The sequence below is a fragment of the Pseudomonas sp. NFACC41-3 genome (genome assembly GCF_900109505.1).
GTDB lineage: Bacteria > Pseudomonadota > Gammaproteobacteria > Pseudomonadales > Pseudomonadaceae > Aquipseudomonas > Aquipseudomonas chlororaphis.
In genome coordinates this window covers 357,009-374,522 of the sequence record NZ_FOAE01000004.1, presented here as the reverse complement: position 1 = coordinate 374,522, position 17,514 = coordinate 357,009, and the positions used below count along the sequence as shown (strand labels likewise).

The following is a 17,514-nucleotide window of genomic DNA, read 5'->3' as shown; positions in this document are numbered from 1 at the left end:
CCTCGGCTATACTCCCCACCATTTGAATGGCCCCGAGGACTGACTGTGAAGAACTGGACGTTGCGCCAACGCATTTTGGCGAGCTTTGCGGTGATTATCACCATCATGCTGCTGATGGTCATAGCCTCGTACTCCCGTTTGTTGAAGATCGAGGCCGGCGAAGACCGCATGCGCTCCGATGCCATTCCCGGGGTCTATTTCAGTTCGATGGTCCGCGGCGCCTGGGTCGACAGCTACCTGCACACCCAGGAAATCATTGGCTTGAAGGAAGGCCAGGGCATCAGTTCCCAGGATGCGGCGGACTTCAAGAACTTCGAGCAGCGCCTGCAGCAACACCTGAGCAGCTATAAAAACACCATCACCACCCGCCAGGACCAGAGCGAATTCGAGGCGTTCGAGAAACAGCACCAGGAATTCATCAAGATCCAGGCCGCCGTCCTCGACCTGCATGTGCAAAACAAGGAAGACGAGGCGGTGCGCCTGTTCAATGAACAGCTGACCCCGACCTGGGTGGCTGGCCGGATAAAGCTCAACGACATCATCGACGAGAACAAAGGGGTCGCCGATTCGGCCGCCTCGCAGATCGACGATGCGGTGGCCGCGGCCAAAGTCACCATGGGCGTTTCCCTGCTGGTGGCGGTGCTGGCGGCGGGCCTGTGCGGCCTGTTGCTGATGCGCGCGATCATGGCGCCGATGAACCGTATCGTGAAAATCCTCGACGTCATGCGCACGGGCGATCTGACCAGCCGCCTGAACCTGGAGCGCAAGGACGAATTCGGCGCCGTGGAAACCGGCTTCAACGACATGATGACCGAGCTCAACTCCCTGGTGTCCCAGGCGCAGCGCTCCTCGGTCCAGGTCACCACCTCGGTCACCGAGATCGCCGCCACCTCCAAGCAGCAACAGGCGACCGCCACCGAGACCGCGGCGACCACCACCGAAATCGGCGCTACTTCCCGAGAGATCGCCGCGACTTCCCGGGACTTGGTGCGCACCATGACCGAAGTCTCCACCGCCGCCGACCAGGCGTCGGTGCTGGCCGGTTCCGGCCAGCAAGGCCTGGCGCGCATGGAAGAAACCATGCATTCGGTGATGGGCGCGGCCGACCTGGTCAACGCCAAGCTGGCGATCCTCAATGAGAAGGCCGGCAACATCAACCAGGTGGTGGTGACCATCGTCAAGGTCGCCGACCAGACCAACCTGCTGTCGCTCAACGCCGCGATCGAAGCCGAGAAAGCCGGCGAGTACGGGCGCGGCTTTTCCGTGGTGGCCACTGAAGTGCGGCGCCTGGCGGACCAGACCGCGGTCGCCACCTACGATATCGAGCAAATGGTCCGGGAGATCCAGTCGGCGGTATCGGCCGGGGTCATGGGCATGGACAAGTTCTCCGAAGAAGTGCGCCGCGGCATGGCCGAGGTGCAGCAGGTCGGCGAGCAGTTGTCGCAGATCATCCACCAGGTCCAGGCCCTGGCGCCGCGGGTGTTGATGGTCAACGAGGGCATGCAGGCCCAGGCCACCGGTGCCGAGCAGATCAACCACGCCCTGGTGCAACTGGGCGATGCCAGCAGCCAGACCGTCGAGTCGCTGCGCCAGGCCAGTTTCGCCATCGATGAACTGAGCCAGGTGGCGGTGGGGCTGCGCAGCGGCGTCTCGCGTTTCAAAGTCTGATGAACGAGCTCGCAGCGAAAGGCGGCGCGGGGACGGCGACGAAAGACACGCTGTTCCTGGTGTTCCGCATCGGCACCGAACGTTACGCCTTGCAGGCCATCGAGGTGGTCGAGGTATTGCCGCGCCTGCAACTCAAGCCGATTCCCCGGGCGCCGTCCTGGGTGGCCGGAGTCTTCGCCCATCGCGGCGCGGTGGTGCCGGTGCTCGACCTGAGTGCCCTGACCTTTGGCCAGCCGGCGCAGGAGCGCACCAGCACCCGCCTGGTGCTGGTGCATTACCGCCCGCAGGCGGCGCAGCCCGCGCAGTTGCTGGGGCTGATCCTCGAGCAGGCCACTGACACCCTGCGTTGCAACCCGCAGGACTTCAAGGCCTACGGCCTGGATAACCGCAATGCGCCGTACCTGGGCCCGGTCTACGAAGACACCCAGGGCCTGCTGCAATGGGTGCGTGTCGACGATCTGCTGGATGCCGAGGTGCGTGCGCTGCTGTTTCCCTCGCCGCCGCTGGATCCGGCGTTGCTCGGGGAGCCGTCATGAGCAGCGACCAGCGATTTTTCGATTTTCTCAAGGAGCGCATCGGCCTCGATGTGGCTTCGGTGGGCCCGGCGATCATCGAGCGCGCGGTGCGCCAGCGCAGCATCGCCCAGCAGGCGCTCAGCGCCGACCATTACTGGCAGACCCTGCAAGGCTCGCGGGATGAACAGCAGGCCCTGATCGAAGCGGTGATCGTTCCGGAAACCTGGTTTTTCCGTTACCCGGAATCCTTTACGACCCTGGCCAAACTCGCGCGCTCGCGGCTTGCCGAACTCAAGGGCATGCGCGCCTTGCGCATCCTCAGCCTGCCGTGTTCCACCGGCGAGGAGCCGTACTCGATTGCCATGGCCCTGTTCGATGCCGGGCTCGCTCCCCATCAATTCAAGGTCGATGGCTTCGATGTCAGCCCGCTGTCGGTCGAGCGGGCCAGGCTGGCGGTGTACGGCAAGAACTCCTTTCGTGGCCAGCACAGCGATTTTCGCGAACGGCATTTCACCGCCGAAGATGAGCGCTACAGCCTCAGCGAGCGGGTGCGCGAGCAGGTGCGCCTGCAGGTCGGCAACCTGCTGGACCCGACCTTGCTGGCCAATGAGCCGCCCTACGATTTTGTCTTCTGTCGCAACCTGCTGATCTATTTCGATCAGCCGACCCAGCGCCAGGTGTTCGAAGTGCTCAAGCGCCTGACGCATGTCGATGGCGTGCTGTTCATCGGCCCGGCCGAAGGCAGCCTGCTGGGCCGCCTGGGCATGCGCTCGATCGGCATTGCCCAGTCCTTTGCTTTCAGCCGGCATAACGAACCCGAGCCCACGCCGGCACCGGCCTTCGTACCGAGCGCATTGCCAGCGCGCCAGCCGGTGCGCGGTATCGCGCCGCCCGTGCGCAGCCGGCCGTTTTCCAGTGCGGTGGCGAGCCCGCGCCCTGCGCCGACCAGGCCGGCCAGCGATGCCACGACGTTGCTGGCGAGCATCGCGGCCCTGGCCAACGAAGGCAAAAGCGCCGAGGCCCGGGTGGCTTGCGAGCATTACCTGGACACCCACGAGCCGGTGGCGCAGGTGTTCTATTGGCTGGGGCTGCTCAGCGACGTGGCGGGCAGCGCCCTGGAAGCCCAGGGTTTCTATCGCAAGGCCCTGTACCTGGATCCGCAGCACGCCGAAGCGCTGGCGCACCTGGCCGCCTTGCTGGCTTCCCAGGGAGACGTCGCCGGTGCCCGTCGATTGCAGGAGCGCGCGGCCCGCAGCGGCCGTGCAGCAGACAGTGAGCGTAAATCATGAGCGGCTCTGTTTCGTTGAACGTGACCCACGAAGATGCGCAGGCCATCGACGATTGCTGGAACCGTATCGGTATCCACGGCGACAAGAGTTGCCCGTTGCTGGCCGGGCATGTGCATTGCCGCAATTGCTCGGTGTATTCCGCTGCGGCCACCCGCCTGCTCGACCGCTATGCGTTGCAGCAGGAGCGCCATGAGCAAGCGGTCGCGGCCGATACGGATGTCGTCACCCGTTCGTTACTGATGTTCCGCCTGGGCGAGGAATGGCTGGGCATTGCCACCCGTTGCCTGGTGGAAGTGGCGCCGCTGCAGCCGATCCATTCCTTGCCGCACCAGCGCTCGCGGGCCTTGCTGGGCGTGGCGAATGTGCGTGGTGCGCTGGTGGCGTGCCTGTCGTTGGTGGAGTTGCTGGGGCTGGACACCACCAGCACGGTCGTGTCGGGGGCGCGGGTGATTCCGCGGATGTTGATCATCGCCGCCCAGGGCGGCCCGGTGGTGGTGCCGGTGGACGAGGTGGAGGGCATCCATGCCATCGACGAGCGCACCCTGGACGCCGCCGCGGTTTCCGGCCAGCAGGCCAGTGCCAAGTACACCCGTGGCGTCCTGCAATGGAAGGGCCGCAGCCTGCGTTGGCTGGATGAAGAGCAGTTGCTGTCCGCCGTGACCCGGAGCCTGACATGACCCCCGATCAAATGCGCGACGCCTCGCTGCTCGAACTCTTCAGCCTGGAAGCCGAAGCCCAGACCCAGGTACTCAGTGCCGGCCTGCTGGCGCTGGAGCGCAATCCGACCCAGGCCGACCAGCTGGAAGCCTGCATGCGCGCCGCCCACTCGCTCAAGGGCGCGGCGCGGATCGTCGGGGTCGACGCCGGGGTCAGCGTGGCCCATGTGATGGAAGATTGCCTGGTCAGCGCCCAGGAAGGGCGGCTGTACCTGCGTCCCGAACATATCGATGCGTTGCTGCAGGGCACCGATTTCCTGATGCGTATCGCCACGCCGGGCAGCGAGGTCAGTGAGCAGGACATTGCCGCCTACGTGGCGCTCATGGAGCAGTTGGTCGGCTCGCCGGGCGCGGCGCCTGCGGGCGTTGTCCTGCCCCGGATCGAGCCGAACCTGCCGCCCATGGCCGAGCTGCAAATGCAGGCTCCGCAGGTCGAACCGGAACCACGGGTTCCGCCGTTCGAGATGCCGCAGGAGGTATTGCAGGAAACGCTGCAAGAGACAGCCGCGGCGATTACGCACAAGGGCAAGAAGCTCGCCGAGGGGGGCGAACGGGTGTTGCGGGTCACGGCCGAACGCCTGAACAGCCTACTCGACCTGTCGAGCAAATCGCTGGTGGAAACCCAGCGCCTGAAGCCGTACCTGGCGGCCCTGCAGCGCCTCAAGCGCCTGCAGAGCAACGGCCTGCGCGCTTTGGAAAACCTCAATGGGCATCTCAAGGAGCAGGTGCTGGGCCTGGAGGCCCTAGAAGCCCTGGAAGATGCGCGACGCCTGCTGGCGGAGTCCCAGCAGGTGCTGACGGAGAAAACCGCCGAGCTGGATGAATTCGGCTGGCAGGCCAGCCAGCGTGCCCAGGTGCTCTACGACACCGCGCTGGCCTGTCGCATGCGGCCGTTCGCCGATGTGCTGGTGGGCCAGGTGCGGATGGTTCGCGACCTGGGGCGCAGCCTGGGCAAGCAGGTTCGCCTGGAGGTCGAGGGCGAGAAGACCCAGGTCGATCGCGATGTGCTGGAAAAACTCGAGGCGCCGCTGACCCACCTGCTGCGCAACGCGGTCGATCACGGCATCGAAACGCCCGAACAGCGGCTGCTGGCGGGCAAGCCGGCCGAGGGCCTGATTCGCCTGCGCGCTTCCCACCAGGCCGGGCTGCTGGTGCTGGAGCTGAGCGATGACGGCAATGGCGTCGACCTGGAACGGGTGCGCCAGAGCATCGTCGAGCGCCAGTTGTCCCCCGCCGAGACCGCTGCCCAGCTGAGCGAAGAAGAGCTGCTGACCTTCCTGTTCCTGCCGGGTTTCAGCCTGCGGGACAAGGTCACCGAGGTCTCCGGGCGCGGTGTCGGCCTGGACGCGGTGCAACACATGGTGCGCCAGTTGCGCGGCGCGGTGCAGTTGGAGCAGGTGGCGGGGCAGGGCAGTCGTTTCCACCTCGAAGTGCCGCTGACCCTGTCGGTGGTGCGCAGCCTGGTGGTGGAGGTCGGCGAAGAGGCCTATGCCTTCCCGCTGGCGCATATCGAACGCATGTGCGATCTGGAGCCCGACGACATTGTCCAGCTGGAAGGGCGCCAGCATTTCTGGCACGAAGGCCGCCACGTCGGCCTGGTCGCGGCCAGCCAGTTGCTGCAACGCCCGGCGGGGCAGAACAACGAATCCACGCTCAAGGTCGTGGTGATTCGCGAGCGCGACGCGGTCTATGGCGTGGCGGTCGAGCGTTTCATCGGCGAGCGGACCCTGGTGGTGCTGCCGCTGGACGACCGCCTGGGCAAGGTCCAGGACATTTCCGCCGGAGCCTTGCTCGATGACGGCTCCGTGGTGCTGATCGTCGACGTCGAGGACATGCTGCGTTCGGTGGACAAGCTGCTCAATACCGGCCGCCTGGAACGCATCGCCCGGCACAACCGCCATCAGGCCGAGACGGCGCGCAAGCGCATCCTGGTGGTCGACGACTCGCTCACCGTGCGTGAGCTGCAACGCAAGCTTTTACTCAACCGTGGTTATGACGTAGCGGTCGCCGTCGACGGCATGGATGGCTGGAACGCCTTGCGTTCGGAAGACTTCGACCTGCTGATCACTGATATCGATATGCCCCGAATGGATGGGATTGAATTGGTCACACTCCTGCGCCGTGACAATCGCCTGCAGTCGTTGCCGGTGATGGTGGTTTCCTACAAGGATCGCGAAGAGGACCGGCGCCGTGGACTGGATGCCGGGGCCGACTATTATCTAGCCAAAGCCAGTTTCCATGATGACGCCCTGCTGGATGCGGTGGTGGAACTGATTGGAGGAGCGCGGGCATGAAAATCGCGATCGTCAATGACATGCCCATGGCCGTGGAGGCCCTGCGCCGGGCCCTGGCCTTCGAACCCGCGCACGAAGTGGTGTGGGTCGCGACCAATGGCGCCGAGGCGGTCGAGTACTGCGCCCAGCTGACGCCCGACCTGATCCTGATGGACCTGATCATGCCGGTGATGGACGGCGTGGAGGCGACCCGCCGGATCATGGCCGAAACCCCTTGCGCTATCGTGATCGTCACGGTGGACCGCCAGCAGAACGTGCATCGGGTGTTCGAGGCCATGGGGCATGGCGCGCTGGACGTGGTCGATACACCGGCCCTGGGGGCCGGCAATGCGCAGGAAGCGGCGGCGCCTTTACTGCGCAAGATCCTCAATATCGGCTGGCTGATCGGCCAGCAGCGCGGCAACCGCGTGCGTTCGGTACCGGTGCCGATGCGCACCATGGCGCAACGCCAGGGCCTGGTGGCGATCGGTTCGTCCGCCGGTGGGCCGGCGGCGCTGGAAGTGTTGCTCAAGGGGCTGCCCGCCCATTTCCCGGCCGCCATCGTGTTGGTGCAGCATGTCGACCAGGTGTTCGCCGCGGGCATGGCCGAATGGCTCAGCAGCGCCTCCGGGCTCAAGGTGCGCCTGGCCCGCGAAGGCGAGCCACCGCAGAGCGGTACGGTGCTGCTGGCGGGGACCAACCACCATATCCGGCTGTTGAAGAACGGCACCCTGGCCTACACCGCCGAGCCGGTAAACGAGATCTATCGGCCATCGATCGATGTGTTTTTTGAAAGTGTCGCCAATTACTGGAGCGGCGATGCGGTCGGCGTACTGCTGACCGGCATGGGTCGCGACGGCGCCCAGGGCCTGAAACTGATGCGCGACCAGGGTTACCTGACCATCGCCCAGGACCAGAATAGTAGTGCGGTGTATGGCATGCCCAAGGCGGCCGCTGCCATCGACGCTGCCGTAGAGATTCGCCCACTGGACAAGATCGCTCCACGATTGCTGGAGATATTTGCCAAATGACCGACAAACGCAGCTGTCCTGGCCAGGTAGCAACTCAGGTGACAACCCATGAATGATTTACAGCTCGACGATTTTAAAACCGATGAAAATGCTGCGATGGTGCTGCTGGTCGACGACCAGGCAATGATCGGTGAGGCTGTGCGGCGTGGGTTGGCGAATGAAGAAAACATCGACTTCCACTTTTGTGCCGACCCGCACCAGGCCATTGCCCAGGCGATCCGCATCAAGCCGACGGTGATCCTGCAGGACCTGGTGATGCCGGGCCTGGACGGGTTGACGCTGGTGCGCGAGTACCGCAACCACCCGGCGACCCAGAACATTCCGATCATCGTGCTTTCGACCAAGGAAGACCCGCTGATCAAGAGTGCGGCCTTCGCCGCCGGGGCCAACGATTACCTGGTCAAGCTGCCGGACAATATCGAACTGGTGGCCCGCATTCGCTACCACTCGCGTTCCTACATGACCCTGTTGCAGCGGGACGCGGCCTATCGCGCGTTGCGGGTCAGCCAGCAGCAGCTGCTCGATACCAACCTGGTGCTGCAGCGCCTGATGAACTCCGATGGCCTGACCGGCCTGTCCAACCGCCGGCATTTCGACGAGTACCTGGAGCTGGAATGGCGCCGGGCAATGCGCGACCAGACCCAGTTGTCGCTGCTGATGATCGATGTCGATTACTTCAAGTCCTACAACGACAACTTCGGTCATCTGGAAGGCGATGAAGCCCTGCGCAAGGTGGCGACGGCGATCCGCGAAGCCAGCAGCCGACCGTCGGATCTGCCGGCGCGTTATGGCGGGGAGGAGTTTGCCCTGGTGCTGCCGAACACCTCGCCCGGCGGGGCGCGGCTGGTGGCCGAGAAACTGCGCCAGACCGTGGCCGCGCTGAAGATTCCGCATATCGCGCCGACCGAAGGGGCGAGCCTGACCATCAGCATCGGTCTGTCCACCATGACGCCGCAGCCGAGCACCAGTTGCCGGCAATTGATCTCGGCCGCCGACAAAGGCCTGTATCTGGCCAAGCACAATGGTCGCAATCAGGTGGGGATCGAGTGAAAAAAACCGCCACCGCGGGGGCCTAAAGCCGCCAGGCGGGCTGCCGCACCAGCTTGATTACGTTATACTCGCCGGCTTTCAAAAGTTCGCCAACGAGTGCTGCCTGCCATGGAAATCAACCCGATCCTTAACACTATCAAGGACCTGTCCGAGCGCTCCGAAACTATTCGGGGGTATCTTTGACTACGATCAAAAGCATGAGCGTCTGACCGAGGTCAACCGCGAGCTTGAAGATCCGAACGTCTGGAACAAGCCTGAATACGCCCAGGAACTGGGGCGCGAGCGCTCCGCGCTGGCACAGATCGTCGAGACCCTGGACGAATTGTCCGGTGGCCTGGCCGATTGCCGCGATCTGCTGGACATGGCCGTCGAAGAGAACGACGAAGGCGCGGTAGGCGATGTGGTCGCCGAACTGACCCGTCTCGACGAGGCCCTGGCCAAGCTGGAATTCCGTCGCATGTTCAGCGGCGAAATGGACATGAACAACGCCTACCTGGACATCCAGGCCGGCTCCGGCGGCACTGAAGCCCAGGACTGGGCCAACATCCTGCTGCGCATGTACCTGCGCTGGGCCTCCAAGCGTGGCTTCGACGCCACCATCATGGAACTGTCCGAAGGCGAAGTCGCCGGGATCAAGGGCGCCACTGTGCACATCAAGGGCGAGTACGCCTTTGGCTGGCTGCGCACCGAGATCGGCGTGCACCGCCTGGTGCGCAAGAGCCCGTTCGACTCCGGCGCCCGCCGCCACACCTCGTTCTCGGCCGTATTCGTCTCGCCCGAGATCGACGACAAGGTGGAAATCGAGATCAACCCGGCGGACCTGCGCATCGACACCTATCGTTCCTCCGGTGCCGGTGGCCAGCACGTAAACACCACCGACTCGGCCGTGCGTATCACCCACGTACCGACCAACACCGTGGTCAGCTGCCAGAACGAACGTTCCCAGCACGCCAACAAGGACACCGCCATGAAGATGCTGCGGGCCAAGTTGTACGAGCAGGAAATGCAGAAGCGCAACGCCGCTTCCCAGGCGCTGGAAGACACCAAGTCCGACATCGGCTGGGGTCACCAGATCCGCTCCTACGTGCTCGATGCCTCGCGGATCAAGGATCTGCGTACCAACATCGAACGCAGTGACTGCGACAAGGTGCTCGACGGCGATATCGACGAATACCTGGTGGCCAGCCTGAAATCGGGGCTGTAAGCCGCGACACCCATGCCGCGGGCACGGCGCGCTTCTGTAGGAGCGAGGCTGGCCCGCGATCCCTTGCCACAGGCAAGGGGCAACGTACCTGTGATGGAAAATTTAAAGACATGAGCGACCTACAACTCGACCAGGCCCTGCAACAGGAAGAAAACACCCTGATCGCCCTGCGCAAGGAAAAGCTTGCTGCCGAGCGCGCCAAGGGCAATGCCTTCCCGAACGACTTCCGCCGCGACAACTACTGCAACGACCTGCAGAAGCAATACGCGGACAAGACCAAGGAAGAGCTGGCCGAGGCTGCAATCCCGGTCAAGGTTGCCGGTCGCATCATGCTCAACCGTGGCTCGTTCATGGTGATCCAGGACATGACCGGGCGGATCCAGGTCTACGTCAACCGCAAGACCCTGCCGGAAGAAACCCTGGACGCGGTCAAGACCTGGGACCTGGGCGACATCATCGCCGCCGAAGGCACCCTGGCCCGTTCCGGCAAGGGCGACCTGTACGTCGAGATGACCCAGGTACGCCTGCTGACCAAGTCGCTGCGTCCGCTGCCGGACAAGCACCACGGCCTGACCGATACCGAGCAGCGCTATCGCCAGCGCTATGTCGACCTGATCGTCAACGAAGACGTACGCGAAACCTTCCGCGTGCGTTCGCAAGTCATCGCCCATATCCGCAGCTTCCTGATGAAGCGTGACTTCCTGGAAGTGGAAACGCCGATGCTGCAGACCATTCCCGGCGGTGCGGCGGCCAAGCCGTTCGAGACCCACCACAACGCCCTGGACATGGAAATGTTCCTGCGTATCGCCCCGGAGCTGTACCTCAAGCGCCTGGTGGTCGGTGGCTTCGAGAAAGTGTTCGAGATCAACCGCAACTTCCGCAACGAAGGCGTTTCGACCCGGCACAACCCTGAATTCACCATGTTGGAGTTCTACCAGGCCTACGCCGACTACGAAGACAACATGGACCTGACCGAAGAACTGTTCCGCGAACTGGCGCAGCTGGTCCTGGGCAGCACCGACGTGCCGTACGGCGACAAGGTGTTCCACTTCGGCGAGCCGTTCGCCCGCCTGTCGGTGTTCGACTCGATCCTCAAGTACAACCCTGAGCTGACCTTTGAGGACCTGAACGACATCGACAAGGCTCGCGCCATCGCCAAGAAGGCCGGCGCCAAGGTCCTCGGCTTCGAAGGCCTGGGCAAGCTGCAGGTGATGATTTTCGAAGAACTGGTCGAGCACAAGCTGGAGCAGCCGCACTTCATCACCCAGTACCCGTTCGAAGTCTCGCCGCTGGCCCGTCGCAACGACGAGAACCCGAACGTGACCGACCGTTTCGAGCTGTTCATCGGTGGCCGCGAAATCGCCAACGCCTACTCCGAGTTGAACGACGCGGAAGACCAGGCCGAGCGTTTCATGGCCCAGGTGGCCGACAAGGACGCCGGTGACGACGAAGCCATGCACTACGATGCCGACTTCGTTCGTGCCCTGGAGTACGGCATGCCGCCGACCGCCGGTGAAGGTATCGGCATCGACCGCCTGGTGATGCTGCTGACCAACTCCCCGTCGATCCGCGACGTGATCCTGTTCCCGCACATGCGGCCGCAAGCGTAAATATGTTGAATAAAAAGCCGCCGCTAACAGGCGGCTTTTTATTGTCTGTGTGGCACTGACGTACTGCTTTTTTCATTTTTTATGTGAGAGGAATACCTGTCGTGAACCGTGCAATTGCTCAAGAAGGTGCAGCTGGCATCGCCACTGCGGTCGCTGAAAGTGTTCAGTACCAGGGTCGCAAGGCCAGCCGACAGGGCAGTGAGCAACGTCGCCAGGATATTCTCGACGCGGCCATGCGCATCGTCGTGCGCGATGGCGTGCGCGCCGTGCGCCATCGCGCGGTCGCCGCCGAAGCCGGTGTGCCGCTGTCGGCCACTACCTACTACTTCAAGGATATCGATGACCTGCTCACCGATACCTTTGCCCAATACGTCGAGCGCAGCGCCGCCTTCATGGCCAAGCTGTGGGCCAACAACGAGGGCTTGCTGCGGGAGATGGTCGCCTATGGCGACGGCAGCCCGGAGTCCCGCGCGCAACTGGCCGATGACATTGCGCGCCTGACCGCCGATTACGTGCAGCGCCAACTGCACAACCGCCGCGAGCATCTGATGGCCGAGCAGGCGTTTCGCCAGGAGGCGCTGCTCAACCCGCGCCTGGCGCTGCTGGTACGTTCCCACCAGCAGATCCTGCTGCAGGGCACCTGCCAGTTTTTCCAGGTATTGGGTTCCCGCGAGCCGCAACAGGATGCCAAAGTGTTGACGTCTATAATCGGACGGATGGAATATCAGGGCCTGCTCAACGGGGCAGAGCCGCTGGCCGACGAGGACATGCTGGGTATTCTGACCCGGTACATGCACCTGGTATTGGCCTCGGTGTGATCCGCCCGCCCGAACGCAGGCTGCGCTAGCGGCTACGGGGCGACTGCTGATAGGGAGTGTTGAATGAAAGCCTGGCGCGTTGTGATCGCCTTGTCGTTCCTGCTGCTCAGTGGCTGCCTGGTGTCCTTCAAGGAACCCTTGCCGGCCGATCAGGCGGCGCCCGCGGCGTTGCTCGGTAAATGGACCAGCAAGAATGCCTGGGGCGAACCGCTCACCCTGCAACTGAGCCGCATCGGCAACAACCGCTACAAGGCCGTCACTTCCATCAAGGCCAAGCCGCAGCAGCACGATACTTACGAGTTCACCGTTTCCCGCCACGGCAGCCGCTGGTATCTCTCGGCGGCGGTGCCCCAGGCGCTCGGTGGGCACTTCACCATCGCCGGTTTCGAGTTGACCGACGAACACGAGCTGGTGCTCTACCAGCTCGATCTCGAGCAGATCAATCAGGCCCGCGGGCAGAATGCCCTGCGGGGCGAACCGTTCGACACCAAGGACGGCGAGGGCGTGCTGATCGACAGCGCGCTGCCACAGGTTTTCGCCTATCTGGACGATCCCGCCAACTCCGACGTGTTCGTCGAGGCGGCGCGCTTCCAGCGGGCAGGCAAGTAAACGCAGTACAGACGTTTTAACGGGAGTTTTGGGGTGGACGATTACCAGCAGACGATACGCACCTTGTCCGATCGCATTGTGCTGGCACAGACGCCGATCCGCGTACTGGATGCGGTGAAGTGGGATGACAACATCCGCAAAGGTTTCCTCAAGGCCAATGGCAAGGAAATGCCGGCGGTGGACCGCGCCTATTACGAAGGCCGGCCGCTGTCTTTCGACTCCAGCGCGGTGAAGCTGGAGTTCCAGAACATCGAGCGTGACATCACCCGGCAACTGGGCCAGTTCAACCCGGTGGGGCAGATCATGCGGCGCATGTGCAAGGAGTACCGCATGGTGGTGCGGATGCTCGAGGCCCGTGGCACCGAGGACTTCGGGCTGATATCCCAGGAGCTCTACGGCGCGGCCTCCGACGCCTTTCATGCCGGCGACCCGACCCTGGCCGACCTGGGCCTGATGCTCTCGGATTACCTGAACAATATCGACGGCCGTGGCGATCTCAAGGACGAACCCAAGACCCTGAGCGCCAAGGAAGCGGTGAACCTGCTGCAAAGCCGGCTGAACAAGGTGTTCGGCGAGGCCGAGGAAACCATCCGGGTCTTCGAGTCCGATGGCATCGTTGCCGACGCGGCGGCCGGCGCCGACTACATCAAGATCCGCGCCGACGCGTTGTTCAACGATCGCGATGTGCGCGCCCTGGAAGTCCACGAAGGCCTGGTCCACGTGGGCACTACCCTCAACGGCCTGAACCAGCCGATCTGCACCTTCCTGTCCAAGGGCCCGCCCTCGTCGACCGTGACCCAGGAAGGCCTGGCGATCCTGATGGAGATCATTACCTTCGCCTCCTACCCGAGCCGTCTGCGCAAGCTGACCAACCGCACTCGCGCCATTCACATGGTGGAGGAGGGCGCGGACTTCATGCAGGTGTTCGCGTTCTTTCGCGAGCAGGGTTTCGAAATGGCCGAAAGTTATGGCAATGCCAGCCGGGTGTTCCGCGGTTCGGTGCCGACGGGCCTGCCATTCACTAAAGACTTGTCCTATCTCAAGGGCTTCATCATGGTTTACAACTACATTCAGTTGGCCGTGCGCAAGGGCAAGCTCGAGCAGATACCGTTGCTGTTCTGCGGCAAGACCACCCTGGAGGACATGCGGACCCTGCGCCAGTTGGTCGACGAAGGCCTGGTGGTGCCGCCCAAGTATCTGCCGGACCAGTTCCGCGACATGAACGCGCTGTCGGCCTGGATGTGCTTCTCCAACTTCCTCAATCACCTGAGCCTGGACCGGATCGAGGCGGATTACTCGAACATCCTGTAACCCCCTCTGTGTAGGAGCGAGCTTGCTCGCGATGGCGATGTGCCTGACACCACGTATCGCGAGCAAGCTCGCTCCTGCAGGGGGCGTTTTTCACTCTCGGCATAAGGCTTCAAACGGATGCGAGTCCTCAGCATTGTCTGCCTGCTGCTGACCCTGAGCGGTTGCAGCTCGCTGCTGTTCTATCCCGAGCGCGGTTTGCCGTTCACCCCGGACAAGGCCCGGCTCGACTACCGCGACGTCACCCTGACCGCCGCCGACGGTACGCGCTTGCACGGCTGGTGGCTGCCGGCCAAGGCCGGGGTGCCGGTCAAGGGCACGGTGCTGCACCTGCACGGCAATGGCGGCAACCTGTCCGGGCACCTCGGCGGCAGTTGGTGGTTGCCGGAGCAGGGCTATCAGGTGCTGCTGGTGGACTACCGTGGCTACGGGGTGTCGCAAGGCAAACCGAGCCTGCCGGCGATCTACCAGGACGTCGACGCGGCCTTCCAATGGCTGGACCGGGCGCCCGAGGTCCAGGGCAAGCCGCTGATCGTCCTGGGCCAGAGCCTGGGCGGCGCGCTGGCCATCCACTATCTGGTGGAGCAGCATCCGGAACGCCAGCGCCAGCTCAAGGCCATTGTCTTCGACGGGGTACCGGCCAGTTACCGCGAGGTGGGCCGTTTTGCCCTCAGTACGTCCTGGATGACCTGGCCGTTCCAGGTGCCGCTGTCGTGGCTGGTGCCCGATGGCGACAGTGCGATCAAGGCCATGGCGCGCCTGGATGGCGTGCCCAAGCTGATCTACCACAGCATCGACGATTCCCTCGTACCGCTTTCCAACGGCATCCGTCTGTATCAAGCTGCGCCCCCGCCCAGGGTGCTGCAGCTGACCCGAGGCGGTCATGTGCAGACCTTCGCCGACCCGGTCTGGCGCCAGGTGATGTTGCGTTACCTTGAGGATCCGCAGCATTTCAACGGCCTGCGCCGCCTGGGGGAAATCCCCAATTACCCCACACCTTTGAATCCAGTCGTAGAACCTCCAGAGAGTCCGCAATGAGCGAAGAACGTAACGCCATCCCCCTGATCATCACCGGTATCTGCAGCATCCTCGGCACCGTGGCGTGCCTGTGGTACTACGGCTACCTGCATTTCGCCAAGCCGGAGGATGCGTTGCTGCTCAACGATTTCACCATGCTCAAGACCGTGCCCGGCGAGGACTACAAGGTATCCCTGGAGCCGGCGGCCGAAGTGGCGCAATGCATCGATGGCGTGCTGGTGCTGTTCGACACCGAGCAGAAGGGGTTGACGGGCGTGCTGATCAACAACAAGAAGCGCGCCGTGCGCTGCATGGGCCAGGAAACCCCGAAGCTGGAGCAGTGACCGAAAGGCTTGCCAGCGCAAGTCGCGATCCGGTTGCCGGATAAAAAAGCCCCGCCGATCAAGGCGGGGCTTTTTATTGGGTGCGCGGTTTATCGCGCGGGGCCGGGCTTAGTTGGCGCTGATGGCCGAACGTGGCGCGACCGGCTGGTTGTCGTTGGAAATGGTCACTTCCACGCGACGGTTCATGGCGCGTCCGGAAACACTGCCGTTGTCGGCAACCGGGTATTCCTTGCCATAACCCTGGGCGACGACGCGTGCCGGATCGACACCCATCTTGATCAGGGCGACCTGTACCGAAGTGGCGCGGCGCTCGGACAGCGACTGGTTGTAAGCCGCGCTGCCGGTGCTGTCGGTGTAGCCTTCGACAATCACCTTGCGGTCAGGGTTGTCGCGCAGGAACTGCGCCAGCTTGTTGATGTTGACCAGGCCGCTGGATTTCAGGTCGGCCTTGTTGGTGGCGAACAGTACGTCACCGAAGGTCACCAGGGTACCGCGGTCGGTCTGCTTGGCGTTGAGGCTCGATTGCAGTTGCTTGATCTGCGCGTCACGGGCATCCAGAAGCGCCTTGGCGCGCTGGTCGCCGGCGTCCTTGAGCTGAGTTTCCGCGGTGCGCAGGGCGATGGTCTGCTTGGCCACTTCAATCCGCTGGTTGGTCAGGTAGGCCAGTTGGTCGACCTTCTTTTCGTCCTCCTTGTTCAGGTAGGCCTTGTCGGCCTTGTCCAGCCATTCGCTGGCGTCCTTGGTCTCCAGGGCCGCCACCTTGGTGGCCTGCGGATTGGCCTGCAGGGCGGAGTAGTTGGTCCGGGCGTTTTCCAGGTTGGCGTTAGGCGGAGTGGAGCATGCCGCCAGCGCTACGCTCAGGGCCAACAGGGCAGGGATCATCAGTTGTTTACGCATAATGGTTTCGTCCTTTTATCGATTGCGAATACGTGGGAATCGGCGCTCGCGGCTCATTGCACGCTGCGCATGCCTTCCTGACGTAGTTCCTGAACGCCTTTCTGAGAGTCCTTCAATGCCTGTTCGGCCTTGGCTGCCTGAGCCTTGCGCTCGGCGACGCGGGCGTCCCATTCGGCCTGCTCGGCCAGACGCCGGGCTTCGTCGTAGTTCTTGTCGTGCATGGCGAGCTCGGCTTGCTTGAGCTTGTCCTGAGCCGATTTCATTTCCACCGCGGCAAATTCGGTACCGCCTGCGCTGACTGCGCTGTTGACCGCAGATTGCGTCACCGCGTATTGCTCGCTTGGCGGATTACCGGCGCAACCGGCCAGGACCAGGCTGCTACCGAGAGCCAGCGCGGCCAGTTTCAGCCCGCGCAGAGAGGTTGACGAGGATTTGGCAGTGCTGATCTTCATGGTCTTCAACTCCATTGGATAACTCCTGAAAAACATCAAAATCCATCCCGGTTCCGACGCCGTAACGCTGAGTGACAAGGCTGAGGGCGTTGAAAATGAAACGGCCGTTCCAGTGATGGTTATTGGCTGTGACCCGAGGCTTTTTTGAATAGTTCAGAGAAGATGGCTTATTGCCCGGAAATTTCCTGACTGTGTGGACAAGGCTCTAAATAAGGAACTTTTGTCGTGCGCAGGGGTACTCCTGACCCGATCCGGGGTCAGGAATAACGCTCTTATCGGTGAGAAATGCGGGCGTGGATCAGTGTTTCTGCTCGTCTGCCTGAGCCGACAGATCATGCAGATAACGCCGCGACAGGGCGAGAAAACGCGGGGTAGGACCGATGTCTTCGTAGAGTGGATCGCCTTCTTCGTCGGTGGCGACCACATGCTGGCCCTGGACATAAGGGAAGCTGGTTTCGAGTTCCTCCAGGGCGGCCCCGATCAGTTCGCCGAGCAGTTCCTCGGTCCGGCGCTTGGGGTACATCTCGGAAATCGCCGCCAGGCGTGCGGCGGCTTCGACATCCAGATAGATCGTGTAGCCGGTCTGGGTCAGGCGACCCTTGGCGTTTTCTTCCCAGTGTTGCGCGAGCTCACGGATTTTCATGGCAACCTCAATGAACACCTGCTTGTGGCAGGGCTTGGTGAGTGACCGGCCTGTGCCGGCGCTAAGCCGT

At 63.2% G+C, this 17,514-nt stretch carries 17 protein-coding genes; 14 read left to right on the top strand and 3 right to left on the bottom strand.

The features are described 5' to 3' along the window. The first annotated feature begins 45 nt into the window (after window positions 1-45). The 14 genes from BMY68_RS19825 to BMY68_RS19760 all read left to right on the top strand — a co-directional run bounded on the left by BMY68_RS19825 (window position 46) and on the right by BMY68_RS19760 (window position 15,452). Window positions 46-1,668, top strand: a complete 1,623-nt coding sequence (locus tag BMY68_RS19825; RefSeq protein ID WP_007927988.1) for a methyl-accepting chemotaxis protein — start codon at window positions 46-48, stop codon at window positions 1,666-1,668. Next, window positions 1,668-2,204: a chemotaxis protein CheW gene (locus BMY68_RS19820; protein ID WP_085529926.1), complete on the top strand. Its 537-nt coding sequence runs from the start codon at window positions 1,668-1,670 to the stop codon at window positions 2,202-2,204. The genes BMY68_RS19825 and BMY68_RS19820 overlap by 1 nt, the downstream gene beginning before the upstream one ends. Beyond that, window positions 2,201-3,472, top strand: coding sequence for a CheR family methyltransferase (locus tag BMY68_RS19815; protein WP_085529927.1), 1,272 nt, complete (start codon window positions 2,201-2,203; stop codon window positions 3,470-3,472). Before BMY68_RS19820 ends, BMY68_RS19815 begins: the two co-directional genes overlap by 4 nt. Then, window positions 3,469-4,149, top strand: a complete 681-nt coding sequence (locus BMY68_RS19810) for a chemotaxis protein CheW (protein WP_062823561.1) — start codon at window positions 3,469-3,471, stop codon at window positions 4,147-4,149. Before BMY68_RS19815 ends, BMY68_RS19810 begins: the two co-directional genes overlap by 4 nt. After that, on the top strand, window positions 4,146-6,482 hold the full coding sequence (locus tag BMY68_RS19805; RefSeq protein WP_085529928.1) for a hybrid sensor histidine kinase/response regulator: 2,337 nt from the start codon (window positions 4,146-4,148) through the stop codon (window positions 6,480-6,482). Before BMY68_RS19810 ends, BMY68_RS19805 begins: the two co-directional genes overlap by 4 nt. Then, window positions 6,479-7,492, top strand: a complete 1,014-nt coding sequence (locus tag BMY68_RS19800) for a chemotaxis response regulator protein-glutamate methylesterase (RefSeq protein WP_085529929.1) — start codon at window positions 6,479-6,481, stop codon at window positions 7,490-7,492. The genes BMY68_RS19805 and BMY68_RS19800 overlap by 4 nt, the downstream gene beginning before the upstream one ends. Before the next feature lie 48 nt (window positions 7,493-7,540). Continuing rightward, entirely contained in the window at window positions 7,541-8,542 is a 1,002-nt protein-coding gene (locus BMY68_RS19795; RefSeq protein WP_007927977.1) for a response regulator, read from the top strand. A 108-nt stretch (window positions 8,543-8,650) separates the two neighbouring features. Continuing rightward, window positions 8,651-9,746, top strand: a protein-coding gene (prfB, locus tag BMY68_RS19790; RefSeq protein WP_114759940.1) for a peptide chain release factor 2 whose coding sequence is annotated in 2 segments (ribosomal slippage) — window positions 8,651-8,722 and window positions 8,724-9,746 — 1,095 coding nt in all. Because the reading frame shifts where the segments join, the coding sequence is not laid out codon by codon here. Window positions 9,747-9,856: 110 nt separating this feature from the next. After that, entirely contained in the window at window positions 9,857-11,356 is a 1,500-nt protein-coding gene (gene lysS, locus BMY68_RS19785; protein ID WP_007927975.1) for a lysine--tRNA ligase, read from the top strand. A 101-nt stretch (window positions 11,357-11,457) separates the two neighbouring features. Then, window positions 11,458-12,174 (top strand): TetR/AcrR family transcriptional regulator, encoded by a 717-nt coding sequence (locus tag BMY68_RS19780; protein ID WP_009042355.1) that lies wholly within the window; start codon window positions 11,458-11,460, stop codon window positions 12,172-12,174. 63 nt (window positions 12,175-12,237) lie between these two features. Next, window positions 12,238-12,783, top strand: a complete 546-nt coding sequence (locus BMY68_RS19775; RefSeq protein ID WP_085529930.1) for a hypothetical protein — start codon at window positions 12,238-12,240, stop codon at window positions 12,781-12,783. Between the two features lie 33 nt (window positions 12,784-12,816). After that, the gene (locus tag BMY68_RS19770) at window positions 12,817-14,094 is read left to right on the top strand and encodes a flavohemoglobin expression-modulating QEGLA motif protein (protein WP_009042357.1); all 1,278 of its coding nucleotides are present in this window, start codon (window positions 12,817-12,819) and stop codon (window positions 14,092-14,094) included. A 117-nt stretch (window positions 14,095-14,211) separates the two neighbouring features. Next, complete coding sequence (locus BMY68_RS19765) at window positions 14,212-15,129, top strand: alpha/beta hydrolase (RefSeq protein ID WP_007927967.1); 918 nt, start codon at window positions 14,212-14,214, stop codon at window positions 15,127-15,129. After that, window positions 15,126-15,452, top strand: a complete 327-nt coding sequence (locus tag BMY68_RS19760) for a PA3694 family proteiin (protein WP_009042358.1) — start codon at window positions 15,126-15,128, stop codon at window positions 15,450-15,452. Before BMY68_RS19765 ends, BMY68_RS19760 begins: the two co-directional genes overlap by 4 nt. A gap of 108 nt (window positions 15,453-15,560) precedes the next feature. Here the strand turns inward: BMY68_RS19760 and BMY68_RS19755 are convergent, their stop codons facing one another. From BMY68_RS19755 to BMY68_RS19745, 3 genes are all read right to left on the bottom strand, one after another. Next, window positions 15,561-16,349: a lipotoxin F family OmpA-related lipoprotein LptF gene (locus BMY68_RS19755; RefSeq protein WP_009042359.1), complete on the bottom strand. Its 789-nt coding sequence runs from the start codon at window positions 16,347-16,349 to the stop codon at window positions 15,561-15,563. A gap of 53 nt (window positions 16,350-16,402) precedes the next feature. Next, on the bottom strand, window positions 16,403-16,816 hold the full coding sequence (locus BMY68_RS19750) for a DUF4398 domain-containing protein (RefSeq protein ID WP_007927961.1): 414 nt from the start codon (window positions 16,814-16,816) through the stop codon (window positions 16,403-16,405). 283 nt (window positions 16,817-17,099) lie between these two features. After that, window positions 17,100-17,444, bottom strand: a complete 345-nt coding sequence (locus BMY68_RS19745) for a hypothetical protein (protein ID WP_007927959.1) — start codon at window positions 17,442-17,444, stop codon at window positions 17,100-17,102. Between the last annotated feature and the right edge of the window lie 70 nt (window positions 17,445-17,514).